This window comes from Paenibacillus sp. BC26 (assembly GCF_900116125.1).
In the GTDB taxonomy this organism is placed as follows: domain Bacteria; phylum Bacillota; class Bacilli; order Paenibacillales; family Paenibacillaceae; genus Paenibacillus_Z; species Paenibacillus_Z lignilyticus.
Genome location: NZ_FPAD01000003.1, coordinates 77,364 through 99,474, shown reverse-complemented (window position 1 = coordinate 99,474; position 22,111 = coordinate 77,364). Strand labels below are relative to the sequence as shown.

Here is a 22,111-nt window from a genome sequence, read left to right as displayed (position 1 = left end):
GGTTACGATTTTATAGTCACATGAAGCACCCGACTATTAATCCGCTAACAAATTATCATACTCGCCGATAATTCAATTTGTTGACAAATTATTTGTGCACAAATATTATAGAGAGCGATGAACCCTATCTTTCCACGGCAAAAAGGTGAAATTCGGTTCAATACACCCACAACTCTGAGGAGGAAATCATGAAAGCTTTGAAAAGCAAAAAAATGTTGACACTGTCGCTCGCAATTGCATTTATTGGTACAGGAACGGGAATCGGAACAAGCCTCTTGACACCGAAAGCTGCGGAAGCACAGCATTATTCGTCCGGCATCATTAACACGAGCAACGGCCACTACATAACGGTCGGAAACAACGTAAAACTATACGTCGAAGACGTAGGCGAAGGTAAACCGGTCGTCTTTATCCACGGATGGCCAGCCAATCATGAAATGTACGAATATCAGCAAACTGAGCTTCCTAAAAAAGGAATTCGATTCATCGGAATCGACCTGCGCGGTTTCGGCAAATCGGATCACCCTTACGACGGTTACGATATGGACACCTTCGCAGACGACGTGCGCCAGGTCATCGATAAGCTTGAATTAAAGGATGTGACATTAGCCGGATTCTCGATGGGCGGCACGGTGGCGACGAACTATATGATTAGACATAAAGGACATTCGGTTTCCAAACTCATGCTATTCGGAGCCGCTTCCCCTAGCTGGAGCCAGCGCGAAGGCTATCCATACGGCATCACGCAGAAGGATATCGATACTATCGTGACCAACCTGAAAGCGGACCGCCCGAACATGCTGAAAAACTTTGGTGACGGCTTCTTCTATAAGCAGCCAAGCCCGGCATTCCGTGCATGGTTTGATCAAATGGGACAGTCTTCGGATCCCCGCGCGACGATTGAAAGCATTCAATCGGTCGCGGAAACGGATCTGCGCGCCGGCCTGAAAACGATCAAGGTGCCTACGCTTATTCTGCACGGCGTTCACGACACGGCAGTTCCATTCACTATCGCAGAGCAGCTGCATAAAGGCATTCGGAACTCTACGCTCGTACCGTTCCAGAACAGCGGCCATGGTCTCTTCTATGAAGAAAAAGGAAAGTTCAACGATGAAATCGTCAAGTTCGTCAAGCCATAAAAAGGCCCTCTGCAAATTCGCAGAGAGCCCCGTACAACTATAGTTAAAATCCCTCCGGTCAATATAGACGTATTCAGGCTCGCATGAGACCTGATTGCGCCTTCTTCCGAGAGGGATTTTATTTTACTAACGAATTTACATTAATCTGATGCAGCAGCTTCTGGATCGTTCCGTTAAGTACGCCAAATTCCGCTTCGGTCAACCCGCTCGCTTCTAGAAGCGACATCGGCACACACATCGTTTGATCCTTGAGCGCAATTCCTTTATCGGTAATCCGGATATGCAGGACCCTCTCGTCTTCCTTCGAACGTTCCCGCCGGACAAGTCCCGCGGCTTCCATTCGCTTCAGCATCGGGGTCAACGTACCGGAATCCAAGACCAATTGATCGCTTATATCTTTGACCGACATCGTCTCATGCTCCCATAGCGCAAGCAAGACCAGGTATTGAGGATAGGTCAAGTCCAAATCGTCCAGCAGCGGCCGGTACATGCGAAAAATAGCTCTCGAGCACGCATATAACGAAAAACATAAATGGGACTTTAAGGGTATATGAGGTTTCTGATTATCCAGTTTCATTGATCATCCCTCCTCTATGTTTCTTCGACACCCGTCGCCCTTCATATTACAATCCTTTCTCTAAAAAAACAATGCAACGCGAGGTCTCCAGACGGACTACGACCTTAATAATACATCCGCGAGATGAGCAATCCCCTCTTCAATCAATCTCTCTTCTACGTTAGCAAATCCCAGTACCCAGCCCCTTCGGGCGCTATCCATCCCATAAAGACCTAGCGGATAAACGCGAACGCCTCTTTGCAGCAGCTCCAAAGTCGCTGTTCTGTCATCAAACAACGGTTCAGCCTCAAGCAGCATATGCGAACCTGTCTCAATACCGGATAATGTGAACCGTCTGGCTAAACCGCTGGCTGCAATCGCTTTGGTCATGATCTCATGCTTGCGTCTGTACACGTTCCGCACCCTTCGCATATGCCGCATACAATGGCCTTGTTCCATAAACCGCGTGAGCGTCATTGTCTCCATAATCGGAACATGACGGTAAACCAACTCTTGTACGCTAGCGATCTGAGCAATAGCTTGAGCGGACCCTACGAGAACGGATATCCGAAGGCCAGGTGCGATCATTTTCGAGAAACTCATGAGGTACAACGTGTTATTGGGCGCCTTGCTGAACAGTGTTGGCAGCGGGTCTCCGTGATAGCGATACTCCCCGTCATAATCGTCCTCAATGATCCAGCTCTGATTCTTCACTGCCTGCTGGAGTAATTGCTGTCTTCGCGGCTCCGCCATCACGACTCCGACCGCACATTGATGAGAAGGCGTAACGAAAGTCAGCTTGGATTCCGGGGGAATCTGATTCACGACGAGACCGTACTCGTCAATGGGTATGGGGACCACCTGCATGCGGCGATTGTGTAGGACCATCCAGGAAGCCGGAAATCCGGGATCTTCTACGGAAACCACATCACCTTCATGAAGCAAGGCTTGCGCAATCAAATCAATACTTTGATAGGCGCCGGAGGTCAATAAAATCTGGTCCGTCTGCACATGGATGCCACGTTCGTGTGATAAATACCGTTTGATTTGCTCGCGCAATGGCAAATACCCATACGTATCCCCGTAGGTCCAATTACGTAGATTCATGGTGGAAGCGGCATGAAGGAAGGTTTGCCGCCAATGCTTCTGAAACAGATGATCCAGGAAGGGCTCATGAGGGGTGAAATCGATCTTAACTTCACGGGGTTCCTCCCCTTTGAGCCAATCTTTCAAACGGTTAGCAGAAGTATAGATGTACGGGAGCGAAGGAAGCGCCGGGCCATCGGATGCGCAATTTGTCGAAGCCCCGCTTTCAAAATTCCAGCTTGCGCTTACTCGCGTACCGCCTCTCCTTGAGGTAGTAATGTACCCTCGGGCGAGCAATTCTTCATAGACGAGCTGTATGGTCGAACGAGAGACACCAAGCTGCTGCGCTAATTCGCGAGACGGAATCAACTGCTCTTCCGGCGGCCAATTCCCATTGGAAATATGGCTTATGGCCTGGTCCAGCAACTGCTGCCAGATTGGCTTTGGATCATTGCGGTCTACTTTCAACATGGGATACACCTACATTTCCGGCTGTAATAGCAAAGTTATGGACTGCAATGAAAACAATGTTTTGGATGTGTATATACAATCCAACGACTGCTATAGTAAATAGAATCTTTTCGATCTCATGATTTATTTTCGACATCCTAGGTTTTTCCTATTCTAAGCGTTGAAGGAGGTGAGTCCAACGAAACACGGACAATTGATTTCGCTCAATGTCGGCATGCCGACTCTTATGCGATACAACCAAAGAGACATCGCTACGGGCATTTTCAAAACCCCCGTCTATGAGCCTCTGGAATTGCACTCGGAGCACTTTGAAGGAGACGGACAAGCCGATCTAAAGCATCACGGAGGAGTAGATAAAGCGGTCTGCGTATATGGCTATGAGCACTATCCCTTCTGGGAACAAGAGCTCGGGCAACCCTTATCCTTCGGAGCTTTCGGAGAAAATCTGACGATTGCCGGCCTGCTGGAACCCGAGGTTTGTATCGGTGATATCTTTCAGCTTGGCAATGCTATTGTTCAGGTCAGTCAACCAAGGCAGCCCTGTTTCAAATTAGCAGCTCGCTACCAATCACCGGAGATGCCCTTGAAGGTTCAGGAAACGGGATTTACGGGTTTCTATCTTCGTGTGCTTCAGCCGGGAAAGGTTGATTTTGAAGACACACTCACTCTGTTACATCCCCATCCGCAAGCGATATCGGTGGCATTCGCGAATCGAGTCATGCATCACGATAAGAATCATCTTGATGGAATAGAAAAGCTGTTGAGCATAAACGAATTGTCGGCAAGTTGGAGGAGCACCTTCGAGAAACGACGCTTAGGCGCAACGATCGATAGTAGTGAGCGCCTCTTAGGCAGCTAAAGAGATCGTACGATTCCCTAATGAAAATAACCGTTTGCCTAAAGGCAACAGAAAGAGGTTCTACTTATGACTAAAGTCATCATCCCTATCACGCCTGTATACGGACATGTTGCTCCCATGCTGTCCATAGCCAAAGATCTTATTCGCCGCGGCCATGAAATTACCATCATTACCGGTTCTCAATTCAAAGAGGCAGTCGAGAAGACTGGGGCTGCATTCGTGTCCTTCACGGGTGCTGCCGACTGGCAGCCCGAGGATTTAAATGACCCGGAACGACTGGCCTACGAAGGTGTGGCTCAGGTTAACTATGACATGCAGCGCTACTTCGTCAATACGATTCCCGATCAATATGCGGCGCTGCAGCATGAATTGGAGAAGTACGGCGATGATGAAGCCATCGTGCTGGCAGAATCCTTCGGCTTCGCACTCTCGCCTGCTCTACTCGGTGCTCCGGGCGTGCGGGCAAAGGGATATGCCGTTGTAGGTGTCATCCCACTGGCGATTTCAAGCATCGACACCGCGCCGTTTGGAATGGGACTCGAACCGGACAGTTCCGAAGAAGGGCGTGCGCGCAACATCTCCCATAATGCCTTAATGAAGGATAACTTATTCGGCGGTGCCCAGAAACTCTATGAGAAGGTGCTAAGAGAGCTCGGCGCAACCGAGGAAATTCCTTACCTCTTTGACACCTGCGCTCGTGCGGACAGCTACCTTCAGCTTTCAGTTGAAGAGCTTAGCTATAAGCGTTCGGACTTGCCTGCAAGCGTCCGCTTCATCGGCGCGCTTCCGACCCCGCCATCCGTTGATGCGAAGCTTCCGGACTGGTGGTCCGATGTACTCGCTGCTGATAAGGTTGTTGTCGTCACTCAAGGCACTGTCGCTAACGGCGATTTCAGCCATCTGATCGAGCCCACGCTTGCAGCACTTGCCGACCTCCCCGTTCTCGTCATCGCGGCAACAGGCAGCAAGAACGAGGTTAAGCATGTGCCGGCAAACGCACGCGTCGTGGAATTCGTGCCGTTCGTCGATCTCCTTCCGCATACGAACGTGCTTGTCACGAACGGTGGATTCGGCGGGACGCAGCAGGCGCTTAGCTTCGGTGTACCGATGGTACTCGCCGGCGTATCCGAGGATAAAATTGAGGGCAACGCTCGCACAGCCCATACCGGAGCCGCCATCAATCTCAAAACCCATCAGCCGACACCGGAGGCTATTCGCGAAGCGGTCGAGAACGTTCTCGCGAAGCCGAATTACTTGGCCAACGCGCAAAGACTGCAAGCGGAATACGCCGCTCTGGATCCCTACACTTCCATCGCGAATGCCATCGCTGAGCTGGACGCCAAATCGCAGTGAAGGGAATCATACTAGCAGGCGGGACAGGCTCCAGGTTATATCCTCTGACCAAGGTGACGAACAAACATCTCCTGCCTGTCGGCAAATACCCGATGATCTTCCATTCCGTTGCCAAATTAAAACAAGCCGACATCAACGAAATCCTTATCGTTACGGGGAAAGAGCATATGGGGGACGTCGTTAATCTGCTTGGCAGCGGCCGTGATATGGGCGTTACGTTTACGTATAAAGTTCAAGATCATGCCGGAGGGATTGCTCAAGCTTTAGACTTAGCTGAGCAATTCGCAGGCAGTGATCCAATCGTTGTGATACTCGGTGATAATGTGTTCGAAGCGAATATTGCCCCTTTCGTGAATCAATTCAAGGATCAGCGCAAAGGCGCGAAGATCTTGATACAGAACGTACAAGACCCCGAGCGATACGGCGTTCCTGAACTGCGCGGCAATTACATCGTATCGATTGAGGAGAAGCCTCAGCATCCCAAAAGCGACTATGCGGTTACGGGTATTTATATGTTCGACAGCTCTGTATTTGAAATTGTGAAGACACTGCAGCCATCCGGACGCGGCGAGCTCGAAATTACCGATGTGAACAACGCCTATATTGAAAGAAACGAGCTCACGTATGATATCCTGCAGGGCTGGTGGACGGATGCCGGAACGTATGAGTCGTTAGCCAAAGCAAATGCGCTGGCTAAGGATCTCGTATTCGGAGAAAGCTTCGGAGACCTGAAATGACGATCATTCCTACGAAGCTGGAAGGTTTATATGTTGTAGAGCCAGAGGTTCATGGCGACAGTCGAGGCTATTTCATGGAAAGTTACAGTCACGCGCGATTCGCTGAGCATGGCATGAACATGCAGTTCGTGCAAGACAATCATTCCTTGTCTGTTCAGAGCGGTGTATTGAGAGGCTTGCATTATCAACTAAATCCTAAAGCCCAAACGAAGCTTGTCCGCGTGATTGCGGGTGCTATTTATGACGTTGCGGTTGATATTCGCAATGGCTCTCCAACATTCGGCCAGTGGGTTGGGGTTATCCTGAGCGAATCCAATAAACGGCAGCTGCTTATTCCAAGGGGCTTTGCCCATGGCTTCTGTACCCTTGTTCCCCATACGCAAGTCCTCTATAAAGTAGATGAGTATTACTCCCCCGATCAGGATCGGGGGATCCTTTGGTGCGATCCGGCCTTAGGTATTGATTGGCCTGCCTCGAAACCAATCTTGTCGGATAAAGATCAGAAGCATCCGCTGCTACTAGATGCGGAAATACACTTTTAACAGCTAGGAGCCATCTTGCCCATGAAACTTCTCGTTACCGGAGGCGCTGGCTTTATCGGCAGCAACTTCGTTCATTATATGCGGAAGCGTTACCCGAAATATGAAATCGTGATTCTGGACGCGTTTACGTACGCCGGAAACGCAGCCAACTTGGCGTCGATCCAAACAAGCGACGACAAGTATTCCCTGGTCAAAGGGGATATCACAAACCGAGAGCTCGTCAATCGATTGTTTGAACAGGGAATCGATATCGTGGTTCATTTTGCAGCCGAATCCCATGTGGACCGCAGTATTCGGGTACCGGATGTCGTGATGAAGACCAACGTATCGGGTACGCAAGTCTTGCTTGACGCTGCTGTGAAGTTTGGCGTTAAGAGGTTTGTTCATATTTCCACGGATGAGGTATATGGAACACTGGGCGAGACCGGACTCTTTACCGAGGAAACGCCGCTGGCTCCCAATAGTCCCTACGCGGCAAGTAAAGCCGGCTCGGATCTGCTTGTACGCGCCTATCACACGACATTTGGGTTACCGGTTATGATTACACGCTGTTCCAATAACTATGGACCTTATCAATTCCCCGAGAAGCTAATTCCACTCATGATTGTGAATGCGTTGAACGATCGCTTACTCCCCGTCTACGGGGATGGCTTACATATACGCGATTGGCTGTATATGGAAGATCATTGCCATGCCATTGATCTTGTGCTGCACCGTGGCATTGTCGGCGAAGTCTATAATATCGGCGGGAATAACGAAAGAACGAATATGGACATCGTACAGACGATTCTTCGTCAGCTCGAGAAGCCCGACTCCTTGATTCACTATGTTCCGGATCGTCCCGGACATGATCGCCGTTACGGTATTGATGCAGCTAAGATTACTAGAGAGCTAGGCTGGCAGCCGAAATATGATTGGGAGACAGGCATTCGCGAGACGATTCAGTGGTACGTGGATCATCCGGACTGGTGGAAACGAATCCTGACAGGCGAGTATCAGCACGAGAGTCTGCCATGAGAATCGCAGTTACCGGTGCGAAAGGTCAATTAGGACATGACATTGTTGCCCTTTTATCAGCCCGTCATGAGGTTCTGAGTCTGGATCGAGCACAGATGGATATTACGAATGAATGTCAGTGTTTAGAGGTTCTTAACGCCTTTACACCGGATGTCGTGATCCACTGTGCCGCTTTCACGGCTGTAGATCTGGCTGAAACCGATGAAGCACTGGCTTATCAAATCAATGGCGCCGGTACTAGGAACGTAGCGCGAGCAGCCGCATCTATCGGGGCAAAGTTATGTTACATCAGCACCGATTATGTGTTTGATGGCACAGCTTCTACACCATATACCGAATACGCGACTACTAATCCTCAGAGCATCTATGGGAAATCCAAGTTAGCGGGGGAACTAGCTGTCCGGATGTTATCCTTCCGCTATTTTATCGTAAGAACCTCGTGGGTATATGGGCAGCATGGGACTAATTTTGTCAAAACCATTCTTAAATCGGCTCAGGAACGGAGGATTATGAAGGTGGTTAACGATCAATACGGCTCTCCGACCTATACGGTCGATCTTGCCCATTTCATTGAACATCTGATCCGGACCGAGCATTATGGCATTTATCATGCTTCCAATACAGGTGTATGCTCTTGGTATGATTTTGCGCATGCCATTATGGAAGAGAGCGGTCTGAATGCGACCGTGGAGCCATGTTCCACAGAGCAGTTTCCGCGACCTGCGCATCGTCCGAGGTACTCCGCCCTGGAGCACTCCGCGATCCGTTCATACGGATTTAAGGTGTTGCGGCCATGGCGCGAAGGACTGCAGGCGTTTCTGAAATCATTACGATAACGAACAAACAAGCCCTCTTCTACAGAGGGCTTGTTGTTTGTTTGGATCTCGTTCATTCTTCCTGCAGCGGCATCACTTTGGTACCTGAATTGAGTATCCTTACTTTGACCTGAACATGAATAGGAACCTCCGGAAAAACGTCATCCCATTTGGGCTTATAGGTACCCTTCCATTCTTTGCGATGCTGTTGATAGAAATGGGACCCGATCCCAATAAAGTCGGATTTATATTCTTTCTGCGCCTTTGCTATTGTCGCTTCGAGTTCACTCTTCACCTTGCCTTCCAGACCCTTCTCACATTCCCGGAGAATCTCCGAAGTTATGGCCCCGACATTACCGTCGAATTGGACCATCGTAGCAGTAGCTTTCACCGAAATGAAAACTTCGGGAATCTCATGGCCGCTTTTAATTTTCATTTTTGTCTTATTATCTTGAAGGCGGAATGCAGCGGATACAGAATCCCCCGTGCCAGGAGCCTTTATGAGTATGGATGATAATTCTTCTACTCTCTGGTTCGTAATCCGACCTAAGCCTTTGCTTTCGTCTCCATGCAGTATGCCTGCCAGCTTGAAGCCGTTAAAAACAGCCATATCCGACACCTTGAGCTTGCCGGATTCACTAATCTCCACTACCGGGGCAACAGGCTCCACTCCTTCTGACATTAGCATTTTGTTAAATTCCCTTAACCTGACCGGAAATGAAACACCTGTACGCGTTGTAACCCGAAAGATATCCATTAACGTATCCCCGATCAACATCCCTGACTTCCCGACGGGCATACGCAATATCGATTCCGGTTTCTCCTTTGTAAAAACCAAGAAAATGGATTCTCTTACATTGGGGGTAATAAATAATAAATCCATGATTGTTTTCAAATGCTGTTTGGCCGCGCTTTCACTGATAATAATGGTGGTAACGAAACCTAAGAACAGTTCTCCCGGCACGATGGCTTGGATGCTATCGAAGGCTTCCGGCACCGTTTTCCCTATCCCTTGGACTACCTCATTGGAATTCCCTCCTTGTTTGTCTTGGTTCTGAGTCTTGATTATTTCGTACGTCAACAATACTTTCCCATTACGGTCCGTATCAATTCCTATTGCACGCACTAAAGCCATGCTCTCATACTCCATGTAATCCCAGCATCCGGTACAAGCAAGCAGCATGACCATACATAGTAGGAGTCGTATCCATTTCGAATCGTTCATGTTAGTCTGGATACCGCCTTTTTCCCTCTTGCAACCATCAGGATGGAAACCGTACACAGGGCAACGATGTAGAAGGGATACACGCAATATTGAATGACCTGTATGTAGTAGAAGAAGGCTTGGTTAAACGAGCGTAGACTCAGGGTTATCACGAATACTGCCGTCGTAATGATGATGATCAGAACCTTGGAATTTCGTTGTCTGACGGATTCTGAAGCTACCCAGCTGCTGTAGAAATTTCCGGCCAGCTTCAATACGGTGATGATCACATAAGGAATAAAGATAAAGATTTCTATGCCTTGAATAAAGGTTCCAATTGTAATGGAGAACGCGATATTCACACCTGCAAACGCAACTCTGGAAGCTTCCTCCGGTGAGATGGCGGCCGAGAGTAGAAAGGTCCCGACCCCCGGCATGAGTACGACCGATATCAGTAACCCTATCGTAAGGGAAGAAAATTGCTTCCCCGGTTTATGCAGTGATTCCACCATAATGAATAGGAATAGGATAAATTCAGAATGTCCCCCTCCCGTCAATAAGACCGCCTTAAGAAAAGATGGAACGTCCGTATCTAACATAGGGAAGATATACCCTGGATCGAATTGCGTAATGACACCGATGAGGAGAACTGGGAAAAACATGAGCCCTAGTATACCAAATTCCAACATTGCGCTCAGCCGGGCTATATTTTCAATGCCACTGCCGGCAATTAAATAGGACAGTACGATGATTAGAAGCATGGGTACCCATACCGGAGTATTGTGCAAGGCAATCGTCTTCACGAGCCCTCCGCACATCATTAACAGCAATGAGGATAGGACGATATTTAATGCCACATAAGCTGTAATAAAGATCGTACTGATCCATTTCCCGCCGAACAGTTCAAGAATTTGGAAGATGTTCCTGCCCGGATGTTTCTTTGCAATGCTCAGTACCCATAAGGCAAGGACAATATTAATAAACCCGCTTAGAAATTCCGCAATCCACGCACTTCTCCCTGCCAAGCTGATAATGTAAGAATGATAGAAAAACACGCCGCCATAAGCGCTCGCAAAGGTAAGGTATATGGCTTGTAGACGAGAAATCTTTTGCTTTTGCAACATATTCCCTGATCTCCTTTTATTCGCTTGGACCTGGCTTTCTAGTACGATTCCCCATCGAAGTTTCGTTACCGGATAATAATGTGGAGCGATTTCTCAATTTCCATATCGGGGACCTTACCAACAGGTCCTTCATTAACCTAATATCGCCGACATCCATGGGATGGGAAATCGACACGCCGAATGAACGCAGGGTAACCAATCTCCATAGCAGAAAAATAACGCCGATTATGACACCAAACAATCCTAAAATAGTAGCTAATAGGATTAAGAAGTAATTGGTTACCCTGGACATATTAGTGAGGTTTATAGACGGCAGCGCGAAGCTGGAAATCGCAGAGAGCGCAACAACGATGATCACAACGGGGCTGACATAACCCGCTTCAACAGCCGACTGGCCGATTACGACGGCTCCGAGAAAACCAATGCTCTGACCCAGCCCTTTAGGCAGCCTTATGCCTGCTTCTTTAAGCACATCAATTAAGAAGGTCATGAGCAGCACCTCAATGACGGAAGGAAATGGGACCTCGCTTCTTCCTGCAGATATCCGAATCGCCAAAGCCGGGGGCATAATGGAATGATTGTAGGCTACAAAGGATACATACAAGGAAGACAGCGTCGAAGAAAGAAAAAATGCAATTATCCGCGTGATTCTCATGATGGAACTGAATATCCATTTCTGCGAATAGTCATCGGGTGTCTGAAATTCCTGTAACACCATTAAAGGGACAACGATGACAAAAGCGAAGTTATCGCATAGGATGGCCACGCGGCCTTCAGCTAAATTTGCGACGGTTACATCAACTCGTTCAGTCAACTTATGTTGTGGCCAAATCGATAAAGGATTATCTTCGGTCAGCTCCGTTAAAACGGACATCGAATGAACGACATCGATATCGATTCGATTTAATCTGCTGCATATTTCATCAATAAGTTGAGGCTTGGCTGCGTTCTTCAACCAAACAACCCTGACTTTCGTATGGGAGGTCCTTCCGAGCTCGATCTGTTTAAACATGAAGTTCGGGGACGGCAATCTCGTTCGTAAGAGGTTGATGTTTTTACTTATATTTGTTGTGAATGCTTCATTTCCACTTTGTATGGCTGGCTCTGTTTCTGACTTTTCAGCTGCTTCACGCTTCCCTAAGGGGATAACTACCGCATGATCTGCTTCGTTATCGGTTACTGCAACATGACCTGTAAGGATAGCTTGTACGAGGTGATCTCTATCGCCAGAGCTATACACATTCGCAACAGAGAGGACTTTGGATTTCATCCGATCCATGAATTCGACCGAGCTCAGATCATTCGCTTCCCCATTACTGTCCTGCAATCGTTCAATGACGTAGGTGTTGATCATTTCATTTTCAATCAGATTCTCGATGTACATCACATTGACTTCAGCTTTCCCATTCAACACCGGGATCGCTCTTGAAACGAAATCACCATCGCCTGACAAGGTGTCTGCTACATATTCCTTTAAAGACATCTTCTTTACTCCATCACTAGACATCGAGAATAAGGCCTCCCATAACCGTGCCAACATTATAGATAGTTATGTTCATTCCCCTTCTAAATTATGTAAAATCAAAAATCCCGCCTCACTAGGCGGGATTTCAGCTCAGTCAATATTGTTCTTGCCTAACCACACATACACATCTCTAAGATGCTTCATAATTGTGAGAAGGAGCAGTGCGAAGAATAGCCAGGCCAGCTCCCAAACCAAGTTTGGTACTAGAATCATAAGCGTAACAAACACAAACGCTTCTGTTCGTTCTAAGAGACCCGGATTATAGTGGAATCCTTTTGCTCCTGTGTTGGGGATGACATTGCCGGTAACAAGAAATATCGTAATCGTAACTAGGATTGCCGCTAAATTGAGCGCAATGGGCAAATAGGCCTCCGCATTGACGAGTAAAAGCGCAATGAGCAACCCCCCTTCCACTACGCGATCAAACGTGATATCCAAGATAGTCCCCCATCTAGACGGCTTAGTCATTCTGGCAAGGGTGCCGTCTACCGCATCGAGATAACCAGATATCCATAACATCACAACAGCCGCCACTGGACAACCAAGCGTAAGTACGGCCCCGCTCCCCACACCTATCAACATGGCAGCCCAAGTGATCTTATTTGCTGTTAAACCAGCCGATCGGAAGAATATAGCTCCACCTTCAATTGCAGGCTGAACAGTATGACGTGCATAAGAATCCAGCATTTGTTAGATAACCTCCTTGGGTAGACACCAGACATGTGATACAGCCAAGCGAATACCTATTTCAACTCCGAGTTCATGCTTTAAGAAGCCGAGCTGCTTCATTACGACGGACTCCTTATTCACATGAGCTGTCACTTCTGTATACTCGCCGAGAAACGCGCTTCCCGTTATCTTCGCTTTAAGAGTGGATGCCGGATCAGGTTGGAGCCATTCCGATCGAACAACAATATGAACCGGTCCATCCGGTACGTCTACACATCGCGGATGGACCTTCACCTCACCTAGAAAGGTGGTCACTATCGTTCCCCTCTTCATGCCATCCACAACATTGTCGATTCCCATGAAATCCGCCATCCATCGATTAGCAGGCTCGTAATAGATGTTATCAAGGGTCCCCGACTGCTGTACTACACCGTCACGCAGGACGATAAACTGGTCACCCAGTGTTAAAGCCTCTTCCCTGTCATGTGTGACCATAATCATCGGAATATCGCATTTTCGCTTCAGCTCACTGAGCCAGCGCCCCATTTGTCTGCGCAGCAATGGATCCAGTTGGCTGAACGGCTCGTCCAGCAGTATAAGCTGCGGTTCAATGACAAGGGATCGTGCTAATGCCACACGCTGCTCCTGCCCTCCGGATAGGGATGATAGCGGACGGTGATAGTATCCGGCCAACCCGACCTGCTGCAGCATGTCTTCCGATCTCGCTCTGCGTTCATGGGATGGCAGCCCTTGCAATCGAAGGCCGATCTCCACATTCTCTCCGACCGTGAGAAACGGAAGCAAGTAAGGCTTTTGAAAAATCATCGATAACTTTCGAAGCTCAGGAGGGAGCTGATGAATCGGTCTCCCTCCCATGATGATGCTTCCTTGGCTCGGTCTCAATAAGCCCGCAATAAGCTCAAGTAAGGTTGATTTGCCGCTGCCTGAAGGTCCTAAGATGACAAGGAGTTTGCCTTTATCAAGCGTACAAGACAGCTTGTCCAGGGTAAATGATTGCGAATGATTGTATCGGTACATCATATCGTTTACTTGTAAGAATGGATGAGACGCTTGAATCAACACGATTCACCTCCTATCCTTGATAGCGATCCTTCTTCACTCCTCTGGAGCTGAAAATAACGAGTAGGAGCGCCGGCAATACCACGATCATGCATAACGCGCCCATGAGCGAATAGTCGCCACTGGATAACGCACTAAATAGCAGCATCGGAACGGTGATCAAGCTGCCGCCGCCAATGAAAACGGTAAATAAATATTGACTCCAGGAAATTAAAAAGCTAAATAAAACACTGACGGATAAGGCCGGAAGCAGGAGCGGCAGCTCAATCAGCTTGAAGGCTTGCAGTCTGTTCGCTCCCAGCACATGCAGCTGCTTCTCGTAAGCGATGTCGTACCCGGCATAAAATCCGTACAACACATAGATGGAATACGGAATAGCCGGAATTAAATGCGACAGCAGCACCCCAAGCCATTGATCAGACAACCCAAGCCATAGGAACAAGACATGCACGCCTGTCGCTATGGAAATGCCCGGAATCAAGATGGGGGCTATGAGCATGAAGCGAATCGTTTTGTTCCATCTTTTCACATACAGACCCAATGCACGAGCTGCCGGATAAGCCACTACTTGTGTCAGTAAGCTTGTAGCAATAGCCAATCCCAAGCTATGGAACAGTGCACCCCTCACTTGTGAGTGAGCAGCAAACACATAATGCCAAGCACGAAGCGAGGCCGTTGGAACCAGATCCGGGAATCGCCATTGCTGCGCAAATGACCAAGCCAGGAGAGGTAATAAGGGAAGGAGAAACAACAGGATCATGATGGTGAGCAATACGGCGTAGTAACCATTACCGTGATTGAAGTTGTTTCTCCGCATACCCTTCTCCCCATTTCATATAGAACAAGATAAGAATCATGCTGATTATGGTAATGACCATATTGATAGCCATCGCCTCCGGCCGATACGTAAGGTCCGGGTTGAGATAGGCTTGATAAGCCAGAATGGGGAGTGTTGGTTTACTCACAGAACCCAAGAGGTAAGGCACCTCAAATGCTCCGAATGTATAAGCAAATACGATAATCGAAGAGGCCAGCAAAGCAGGCAGCATGAAAGGGAACGTGACGAACCTGAATCTCTGCCAACCATTCGCGCCGAGCAGCTGCAATTGCTTCTCATAGGGGATGACCCATGACTTTAGAATACTCAGCACGGACACAGCAATAAACGGAACCTCTTTCCACACATATTCCAGCATGATTCCAATCCCATTCTGATCGGCGACCCATACGGGAAACTGTGAGGGCTGCTGAATCACCCCTGCCAGGTAGGCTAATCGGGAAATCAGTCCGCTTTGTCCGAGAAGCAAGATTGTAGCGATCGCGCCTACAACATGAGGGACCGGCAGATTAAATTGCAACAAGAAATGAAGCCAGCCTCCTTGACCTGTATATCGCCGTATCCAGAGTGCCAGCACTACGGCAATCAAAGCCGACAGCACCGTTGTTACCAGTGAAATCCCCAATGAATAAAGGAGTGCACGATAAAAAAGGGCAGAATGAAATAGCTCCCCATAGACATGCAGCGATAAGGTAGTTTGGCCGATTAAGGGCAAGTAATCTAAGCTTTGAATGCCATTAATAATCAGCGCGGCAAAGAACGTTCCCGCTGCAACTAGAAGGGCCGGAAGAAGCATCCCCCCTACGAGCAGCAGCTGAATCGGTTTACTTCTGGAATAAAACATGATTCTTCCAGCCTTCTTCCAAGGCCAGTGTGTACGCGGCTTGCAGATCGGGAAGCTTATGTTTCAGAAGCACGTCAGCAGGGACGGCCGTTGCTCCGCTATTGGCTGTTAACTCCGTGTAGAGCGTCTTGTATTCTCCATCTAATTGCGTAGGATCGATCCCAATTCCGTCTCCCCAGCCGCTTGCAGGATCTGCTTTCTCGAATTGCAGCTTGGGATCCAGAATCAGATTGGCCACTACCATAGCTGCAGCTTTATGCGATGCATCGTAGGGGATCGCCACATAATGATAATCGCCGATTGTGCCGGTGTCGAAGACGTATGGCTTTGCAGTCTTGGGCAGCTTCCCTTTTCCAATATCCGTCGTAATACCTCCAATATCTTGTGTGAAGGCAAAGTCCACTTCGTTGTTATTGAATAAGGTCATGAGTTCAGCAGTGGTTTTGGGATACGTTTCTCCCTTGCGCCATAATGACGGTTTAAGCTCATTTAAATAATCCCAAACCTTGGATGCTTCCGAATCAAAACGTTGCTGATCGAACGGTTGCGACCAGTTCTGATACCCTCCGCTCACTTCGTAGAACAATTGCTTCACAAAACGTATGCCTGTAAAGTCAGGCGGTGCATTGTAGGTGAATCGCCCTGGATGTTTCTCCACCCACTGTTTCAATTCCATATAGGTATGCGGCAGCTCGCTTGGCTGGATACGGTTGGCATCATACACGAATTGAAATTGCGCACTGCCCCAGACGGATTCGTATCCTTCCGTATTCAGACCAAAGTCCTTCACTACAGCAGGGTTGTCATAATCGACGTATTTGGCATTCGGAAGCTTAGCTGCGAAAGGCCCAAACAAGGCGCTTGCTTGCTTCAAGGTGGCAAAGTTCTCGCCATTGATCCAAATCAGATCCACACTGCCCCCCTGATTTTTGCCGGCCTGCTTCTCGTTTAGTACCTTATTCACCGCTTCCGCAGTATCACTGATGGGCACACGATGTAAGTTGATTCCATACTGCTCCTTTAGGACACGCCCGTATTTCCGGTCTACAAATTCATTAATGGCATCGCTTCCGCCCCACATATACCAATTCACGGTTTGGCCTTTAGCTTCGGCTAACACTTGATCCCAGCTGCTCGAAAGCAGCTGATTGCCGGCAGCCGTATCTTGTTCGATTGGCTGTTTACCGGAGCAGGCCGCTGTAATTAAACAAATTATGATTAGTAAGAAAATGATTAGAGCATTACGTGTGTTTTTCAAAACAGAATCCTCCTATGTTGCTAACGAAACCACTTTACATATGCCTTTATTAACCGCCCCGCGATGCCGCCTTGAAACAACCGATCTCGCCAATAGTGATCGGCTGTTCGCAATAGAGCTTCCGAACGGGAAGGATACGGATGTACAACTTGCGAAATATCCGGTAGCTTATGACCAAAGCGCTTCGCAAAAACCGCCTGCTGCATCCAGTCGCCCGCTCCATTCCCGGCAGCGTGAGCACCCAAGATTCTTCCTTTCGCATCCGTAATTACCTTAACAATGCCTTCTGTATTCTGATCCGTAATAAACCGATCCACTTGATCTAATGTCACTTTGTAAATCCGGATGTCATCTCCAACCTTATTGCGAGCCTCATCTTCCGTCATCCCCAAATGAAAGATCTCCGGATCGGTGTACGTTACCCATGGAACGTGATCGTAGCTTACTCTTCGTTTTAAACCGAGCACCGCGTTTGCTACTACGATTTTACCTTCCATTCCTGCAACATGCGTGAACGGAAACGGCTTGATCACATCTCCGACTGCATAGATATGCGGAATGTTTGTCTGCAGCGTATTTCCTACCGCAATATGCTCATGGTCCATTTGAATGCCAATGTCCGAAAGTCCAAGACGATCCGTGTTCGGCCTTCGTCCGGTCGCAATGAATATGGCATCTGTCTCCAATTGATGCTGTTCCCCGTTACGCTCCAGCAACAATCGCTTTCTCCCATCGGGCATAGCCTCAACCTTACTCACACTCGTATTAAACAGAAACGACATTTCTTTATCGAGCGCTTTCTGTGCGTAGGGAATGAGATCTTTATCTTCTTTGCTTAATATTCGCGAGCCTCTTACGAGAACGGTTACTTTAGCACCAAGGCGGGCTAGAGCTTGAGACAATTCCAACCCAACCGGTCCGGCTCCAATCACAACGAGACTCTTGGGCAGCGCACCTCTATCAAACACACTTTCATTGGTCAGAAAATCCACATCATCCAAACCGGCAATAGGCGGAACGGATGCCCTGGAGCCCGTGGCGATAACAATGCGTTTGCCATAAAGCACTTCGCCGCCATCTATCTCAATGTGATGTTTGTCCCGGAATTGACCATGTCCATGAAACACATCCACACCCATGCTTCGAAATCGCTCTGTGCTGTCATGATGTTGAATGGTTGCTTTAGCGGTCTGAACTCTTCGGTAGGCTTCAAGATAATCGGCTTCACCTACCAACTTCAATCCATAAGCTTCTGCAGCTTTCTTAGCCGTGTGGAGCTCCTTGGCTGCGGCGATCAACGCTTTGGAAGGCACGCAGCCGGTATGCAAACAGTCCCCACCCGGCTCAGGCTCTTTCTCAATTAACGCCACTTTGGCCCCGAGATGAACTGCACCCGCCGCTGCCGTAAGTCCTCCCGATCCACCGCCAATGACAATAAGATCATAGCTCTTCAACGTATCCGCTCCCTCCCTCTATGGCGTAAATGCCCGTTTCTTGAAAATAAGCGGAATCAGTGTGACAATCATGAATACGATCGCGGCAATGACGATGGTTGACGTCTTCTCGTGCAGGAAGCTCGAGCCCAGGAAGCTATAAGCAAACGTTCCCGGAATGATGCCCAGAAGCGTACCGAATAGAAAAGCCGGAAAACGCACTTTGGCCACACCGGCTCCGTAACTGATCAGATCAAACGGGAATAGGGGAATCAGACGCAGCAGCAGTATATAGAGATAGCCCCTTTGCTCCAGCTGCTGCTCGAGCTTCCCCCAGTTCCCCTTTAACCGAGCGGAAACTAATCTGTCCCCCCACAATCTCGCTATCCAATAAGACAATATTGCGCCGATCGTTGCGCCGACAATGGTATACACGGTGCCCCACACCGGACCGAAAGCCAATCCGCCCGCCAAGGAAAGAACGGAAGCAGGAAATAATAGCAAGGGGCGCACCGCATAGATGAGAATGAACAGCAACGGAGCGGCCCCTCCGAACCTTACAATCCACGTCCTGATGCCTTCAGGATTGAGGTGCAGAACGCTATGATTGAACCCTAATAAACCGATGACGACTACGATCAGTAATAGTAATTTGATTGCAATATTTAGTGACTTCATTCCTGTTTACTTATACCTCTTCGCTGAATAGGGCGACATAAGCGCCATATCCTCTTGACTCCAGATCGGCTTTCGGAATGAATTCCATAGCTGCGGAGTTCACGCAAAATCGCAATCCCGTTGACGCTGGCCCGTCGTTAAACACATCACCTAAGAAGGAATCCGCATTACGGCTTCTGACTTCTGTTCCAAAGAAGAAACCTTTGCGTTTGAGCACAACATTATTCGAATCCAGCGGTTTTGAAAAACTAGGCCAGCCTGTACGCGCATCGTATTTGTCCTTAGAGCTGAACAGAGGCTCGCCGGAAACGACATCGACGTAAATGCCTTCCTCTTCGTTATCCCAGTATTCGTTCGCAAACGGTCTCTCGTCCATGCCACGCTGCGTTACGTCATATTGGAGCTTAGTCAAATTCTTCAACTTTTCATCTTTGTCAAAACTTCCTTTAGCACCTTGCTTATCGTTCGTTTTCATTTCGCCATCTCCCCCGCATTTTATTCATAATGAAACTGCCACCGGACAGGAATTCGCTTACCTTAAAGCTCAGCGTGCTTTTTTTGTAATAGTCTTGATGCTCGTCCTCCGCTTTATAAAACGGCGTTGCTTCGGCGATTTTCGTACCTATCGGTTTATGGAACCATCTAGAGGATCGCAATTCCTTGCGAGATGCTTCAGCCCGCTCCCTCTGCTCCTGACCCTTATAGAAGATAGCGGACTGATCATCCGTAGGATCTACGTTCTGCCAGAACACCTTGAGCAGCTCGTCATACGTAACTCGATCCGGATTGTAATGAACCTCGACCGACTCGAGTTGATCCGTGGTCTTCGATACGACTTTATTATAGGTCGGGTTTGTATCCTGTCCGCCCGAGTAACCGGTATACACATCCGAAACGCCGCCAAGCTTCTGGAATACTTCTTCCATATGCCAGAAGCATCCGCCGGTGAAGATTGCGGTTTCGTTTGGCGTAACCGCGTTTTCATTCACCGTAGTCAGATCATCTTGCGCCTCAGCAGTTCTCGATTTCAACGAATTAAGCATGCCGTAAACGACGCCTTGGTGATATTTCATATGCACGGCGGTCAAGTAAATGAGTTCCCCGATATTCTGAGTATGCAGGGCATTCTCTCTCACGGGTTCGTCCAGTCTATCTTTCAACGTCTCGTGGATGTGATGGTTCAGCTCTTTGAGCTTGGCGATCAATTCGTCCCACTCAGGCGGTTCCCCTTGCCAATCCGCAGGTTTCGAACCATAAGCGAAGAAATCTTGATAGTGGTCAGGAAGCAAGCCTGTCTGCTCAGAAAGAATAAGCACATCGAAATGCGTGATGACAAGCACATGTCCCAAATGCCAATGAATGTTGTTTTTATAACCTTCAGGTACGATGCTGCGCTTCTCCGGCGGGCATTGATTAAGTACACGAATCAATTGTTTGATGTGTTTGTTAACGAGTCGTAACACGAATTCATCTCTCATTGGATAGCTTCTCCTCTCCAAACTCCGCCGCATAAACGCCATACCCTTCCTTGTCAAGTTTGGCTTTCGGAATAAATACCATGGATGCAGAGTTTACACAGTACCGCAGTCCCGTAGGCGCCGGTCCGTCATTGAACAAATCACCCAGAAAGGAATCTGCATACCGGCTTCTGACTTGGGTTGTCGAGGTGAATAATCCAGAGCCTTGTTTCAAAACAATATTGTTCGGCTCTAGCGGCTTCGTAAAGCTTGGCCAGCCCGAACCTGCATCATATTTATCCTTTGAGCTGAACAAAGGTTCGCCCGAAACAATATCGACGTAAATGCCTTCTTCTGTGTTCGCCCAGTATTCGTTCTCGTATGGCGGTTCATCACGATCATTCTGAGTGACGTTGTATTGGTGCTTAGTCAGTGTTTTCAGCTTTTCCGCTTTATTGAAGTCTTTATGAAACCCTGTATTGGCATTCAACTTCACTTCCAGATCCTCGCCCCAAGCTTTCGTCAGAAAAGATTCGCGACCTGAGACGAGCTCAGTCAGCTCGTAATGGAGAGGGTTCTTCTTGTAATAATCCTGATGCTCCGTTTCGGCTTTGTAAAACGTCGATGCAGAGGCAATCTTGGTTACAATCGGTTTCTCGAATCGATTGGATGCTGTTAATGCATCTCTTGATGCTTCAGCCAGCTCTCGCTGTTCATGACTTCTGTAAAATACTGCGGATAGATAGTCCTGGCCGCGATCAGCGAATTGGCCGTCTGCATCTGTAGGATCGACGTTGCGCCAAAACAATTGAAGGAGGTTATCATACGTAATCTGATTCGGGTTATACAAAACTTCGATCGACTCAAGATGTCCTGTAGTTCCGGAGCCCACTTCTTCATAGGTGGGGTTCTTGGTGTTTCCTCCTGTATAACCCGTTTCAACACGCACAACACCATCAATCTGCTCGAAAGCCTCTTCCATATGCCAGAAGCATCCTCCTGCAAATATAGCTGTTTCATAAGGGGTATCCGAGCTTTCAATAAACGTATCCAGCAGCTCTTGCGCCTTTGCTATTTCTTTCTTGTGATACGACATATAAAGCGAATAACCAATGAAGAAAACCAGAGCAATCGCCAACACAACCAACAAACTTTTTCTGAATTTCAATTTCTTCTTCTCCTCTGTTGCATCTTAGTAGTTCAGGAAACAATTGATTTCATAAATAGATCCAGCAACCAGAGCGATTAGAAGGGACCAAATGATGACTTTTTTGTACATATCCAATATCCTCCTCTTCATAGTAACTATCTATAATTGTTTTGATGGTTACAAATATATCATGCGCGCATTCAGATTTCAAGTAACTATCTATTTTATTTTAACTGGTTACTTTTGAGTGAGCCGAAATTAGCTCCTGATGTAAAA

At 48.1% G+C, this 22,111-nt stretch carries 22 protein-coding genes; 7 read left to right on the top strand and 15 right to left on the bottom strand.

All coding sequences use genetic code 11. The annotated features are described in order from the left end of the window. Window positions 1–188: 188 nt before the first annotated feature. Window positions 189–1,139 carry an alpha/beta fold hydrolase gene (locus BM412_RS21655; RefSeq protein ID WP_256256511.1) on the top strand — a complete coding sequence of 317 codons (951 nt, stop codon included), beginning with the start codon at window positions 189–191 and terminating at the stop codon, window positions 1,137–1,139. 118 nt (window positions 1,140–1,257) lie between these two features. On the opposite strand, the gene BM412_RS21650 is transcribed toward BM412_RS21655, so the two are convergent. Continuing rightward, on the bottom strand, window positions 1,258–1,629 hold the full coding sequence (locus BM412_RS21650; protein ID WP_371264847.1) for a MarR family winged helix-turn-helix transcriptional regulator: 372 nt from the start codon (window positions 1,627–1,629) through the stop codon (window positions 1,258–1,260). A 183-nt stretch (window positions 1,630–1,812) separates the two neighbouring features. Next, window positions 1,813–3,252 (bottom strand): MocR-like pyridoxine biosynthesis transcription factor PdxR, encoded by a 1,440-nt coding sequence (locus tag BM412_RS21645; RefSeq protein ID WP_091223156.1) that lies wholly within the window; start codon window positions 3,250–3,252, stop codon window positions 1,813–1,815. A 214-nt stretch (window positions 3,253–3,466) separates the two neighbouring features. Between BM412_RS21645 and BM412_RS21640 the strand changes: the two genes are divergently transcribed. From BM412_RS21640 to rfbD, 6 genes are all read left to right on the top strand, one after another. After that, the gene (locus tag BM412_RS21640) at window positions 3,467–4,111 is read left to right on the top strand and encodes an MOSC domain-containing protein (protein WP_091223916.1); all 645 of its coding nucleotides are present in this window, start codon (window positions 3,467–3,469) and stop codon (window positions 4,109–4,111) included. Window positions 4,112–4,177: 66 nt separating this feature from the next. Next, window positions 4,178–5,464 carry a glycosyltransferase gene (locus BM412_RS21635; RefSeq protein ID WP_091223154.1) on the top strand — a complete coding sequence of 429 codons (1,287 nt, stop codon included), beginning with the start codon at window positions 4,178–4,180 and terminating at the stop codon, window positions 5,462–5,464. Further along, window positions 5,461–6,201, top strand: coding sequence for a sugar phosphate nucleotidyltransferase (locus tag BM412_RS21630; RefSeq protein WP_091223152.1), 741 nt, complete (start codon window positions 5,461–5,463; stop codon window positions 6,199–6,201). Before BM412_RS21635 ends, BM412_RS21630 begins: the two co-directional genes overlap by 4 nt. Further along, the gene (gene rfbC / locus BM412_RS21625; protein ID WP_091223150.1) at window positions 6,198–6,743 is read left to right on the top strand and encodes a dTDP-4-dehydrorhamnose 3,5-epimerase; all 546 of its coding nucleotides are present in this window, start codon (window positions 6,198–6,200) and stop codon (window positions 6,741–6,743) included. Before BM412_RS21630 ends, rfbC begins: the two co-directional genes overlap by 4 nt. Window positions 6,744–6,764: 21 nt before the next feature. After that, window positions 6,765–7,760: a dTDP-glucose 4,6-dehydratase gene (gene rfbB, locus BM412_RS21620; protein WP_091223148.1), complete on the top strand. Its 996-nt coding sequence runs from the start codon at window positions 6,765–6,767 to the stop codon at window positions 7,758–7,760. Continuing rightward, entirely contained in the window at window positions 7,757–8,596 is an 840-nt protein-coding gene (rfbD, locus tag BM412_RS21615) for a dTDP-4-dehydrorhamnose reductase (RefSeq protein WP_091223146.1), read from the top strand. Before rfbB ends, rfbD begins: the two co-directional genes overlap by 4 nt. 52 nt (window positions 8,597–8,648) lie before the next feature. Here the strand turns inward: rfbD and BM412_RS21610 are convergent, their stop codons facing one another. The 13 genes from BM412_RS21610 to msrA (BM412_RS21550) all read right to left on the bottom strand — a co-directional run bounded on the left by BM412_RS21610 (window position 8,649) and on the right by msrA (BM412_RS21550) (window position 21,853). Then, window positions 8,649–9,800 carry a Ger(x)C family spore germination protein gene (locus BM412_RS21610; protein WP_091223143.1) on the bottom strand — a complete coding sequence of 384 codons (1,152 nt, stop codon included), beginning with the start codon at window positions 9,798–9,800 and terminating at the stop codon, window positions 8,649–8,651. Beyond that, complete coding sequence (locus tag BM412_RS21605; protein ID WP_091223141.1) at window positions 9,797–10,903, bottom strand: GerAB/ArcD/ProY family transporter; 1,107 nt, start codon at window positions 10,901–10,903, stop codon at window positions 9,797–9,799. The genes BM412_RS21610 and BM412_RS21605 overlap by 4 nt, the downstream gene beginning before the upstream one ends. Window positions 10,904–10,919: 16 nt before the next feature. Further along, window positions 10,920–12,443, bottom strand: a complete 1,524-nt coding sequence (locus BM412_RS21600; protein WP_091223139.1) for a spore germination protein — start codon at window positions 12,441–12,443, stop codon at window positions 10,920–10,922. Between the two features lie 75 nt (window positions 12,444–12,518). Continuing rightward, a complete protein-coding gene (locus tag BM412_RS21595; RefSeq protein WP_091223137.1) occupies window positions 12,519–13,115 on the bottom strand; it encodes a CDP-alcohol phosphatidyltransferase family protein in 597 nt (198 codons plus the stop codon). 3 nt (window positions 13,116–13,118) lie between these two features. Continuing rightward, window positions 13,119–14,180 (bottom strand): ABC transporter ATP-binding protein, encoded by a 1,062-nt coding sequence (locus BM412_RS21590; protein ID WP_143111678.1) that lies wholly within the window; start codon window positions 14,178–14,180, stop codon window positions 13,119–13,121. A gap of 10 nt (window positions 14,181–14,190) precedes the next feature. Next, on the bottom strand, window positions 14,191–14,994 hold the full coding sequence (locus BM412_RS21585) for an ABC transporter permease (RefSeq protein WP_091223133.1): 804 nt from the start codon (window positions 14,992–14,994) through the stop codon (window positions 14,191–14,193). Further along, window positions 14,966–15,859 (bottom strand): ABC transporter permease, encoded by an 894-nt coding sequence (locus BM412_RS21580; RefSeq protein WP_091223131.1) that lies wholly within the window; start codon window positions 15,857–15,859, stop codon window positions 14,966–14,968. The genes BM412_RS21585 and BM412_RS21580 overlap by 29 nt, the downstream gene beginning before the upstream one ends. Further along, window positions 15,840–17,117, bottom strand: coding sequence for an ABC transporter substrate-binding protein (locus BM412_RS21575; RefSeq protein WP_091223129.1), 1,278 nt, complete (start codon window positions 17,115–17,117; stop codon window positions 15,840–15,842). Before BM412_RS21575 ends, BM412_RS21580 begins: the two co-directional genes overlap by 20 nt. Before the next feature lie 20 nt (window positions 17,118–17,137). Continuing rightward, window positions 17,138–18,571 carry a dihydrolipoyl dehydrogenase family protein gene (locus BM412_RS21570; protein ID WP_091223127.1) on the bottom strand — a complete coding sequence of 478 codons (1,434 nt, stop codon included), beginning with the start codon at window positions 18,569–18,571 and terminating at the stop codon, window positions 17,138–17,140. Between the two features lie 18 nt (window positions 18,572–18,589). Then, window positions 18,590–19,228 carry a TVP38/TMEM64 family protein gene (locus tag BM412_RS21565; RefSeq protein ID WP_091223125.1) on the bottom strand — a complete coding sequence of 213 codons (639 nt, stop codon included), beginning with the start codon at window positions 19,226–19,228 and terminating at the stop codon, window positions 18,590–18,592. Window positions 19,229–19,238: 10 nt separating this feature from the next. After that, the gene (gene msrB / locus BM412_RS32360) at window positions 19,239–19,703 is read right to left on the bottom strand and encodes a peptide-methionine (R)-S-oxide reductase MsrB (protein WP_218163173.1); all 465 of its coding nucleotides are present in this window, start codon (window positions 19,701–19,703) and stop codon (window positions 19,239–19,241) included. Next, window positions 19,687–20,706, bottom strand: coding sequence for a peptide-methionine (S)-S-oxide reductase MsrA (gene msrA, locus BM412_RS32355; protein ID WP_218163172.1), 1,020 nt, complete (start codon window positions 20,704–20,706; stop codon window positions 19,687–19,689). Before msrA (BM412_RS32355) ends, msrB begins: the two co-directional genes overlap by 17 nt. Beyond that, window positions 20,696–21,853, bottom strand: a complete 1,158-nt coding sequence (gene msrA, locus BM412_RS21550) for a peptide-methionine (S)-S-oxide reductase MsrA (RefSeq protein WP_256256509.1) — start codon at window positions 21,851–21,853, stop codon at window positions 20,696–20,698. Before msrA (BM412_RS21550) ends, msrA (BM412_RS32355) begins: the two co-directional genes overlap by 11 nt. Window positions 21,854–22,111 lie beyond the last annotated feature (258 nt).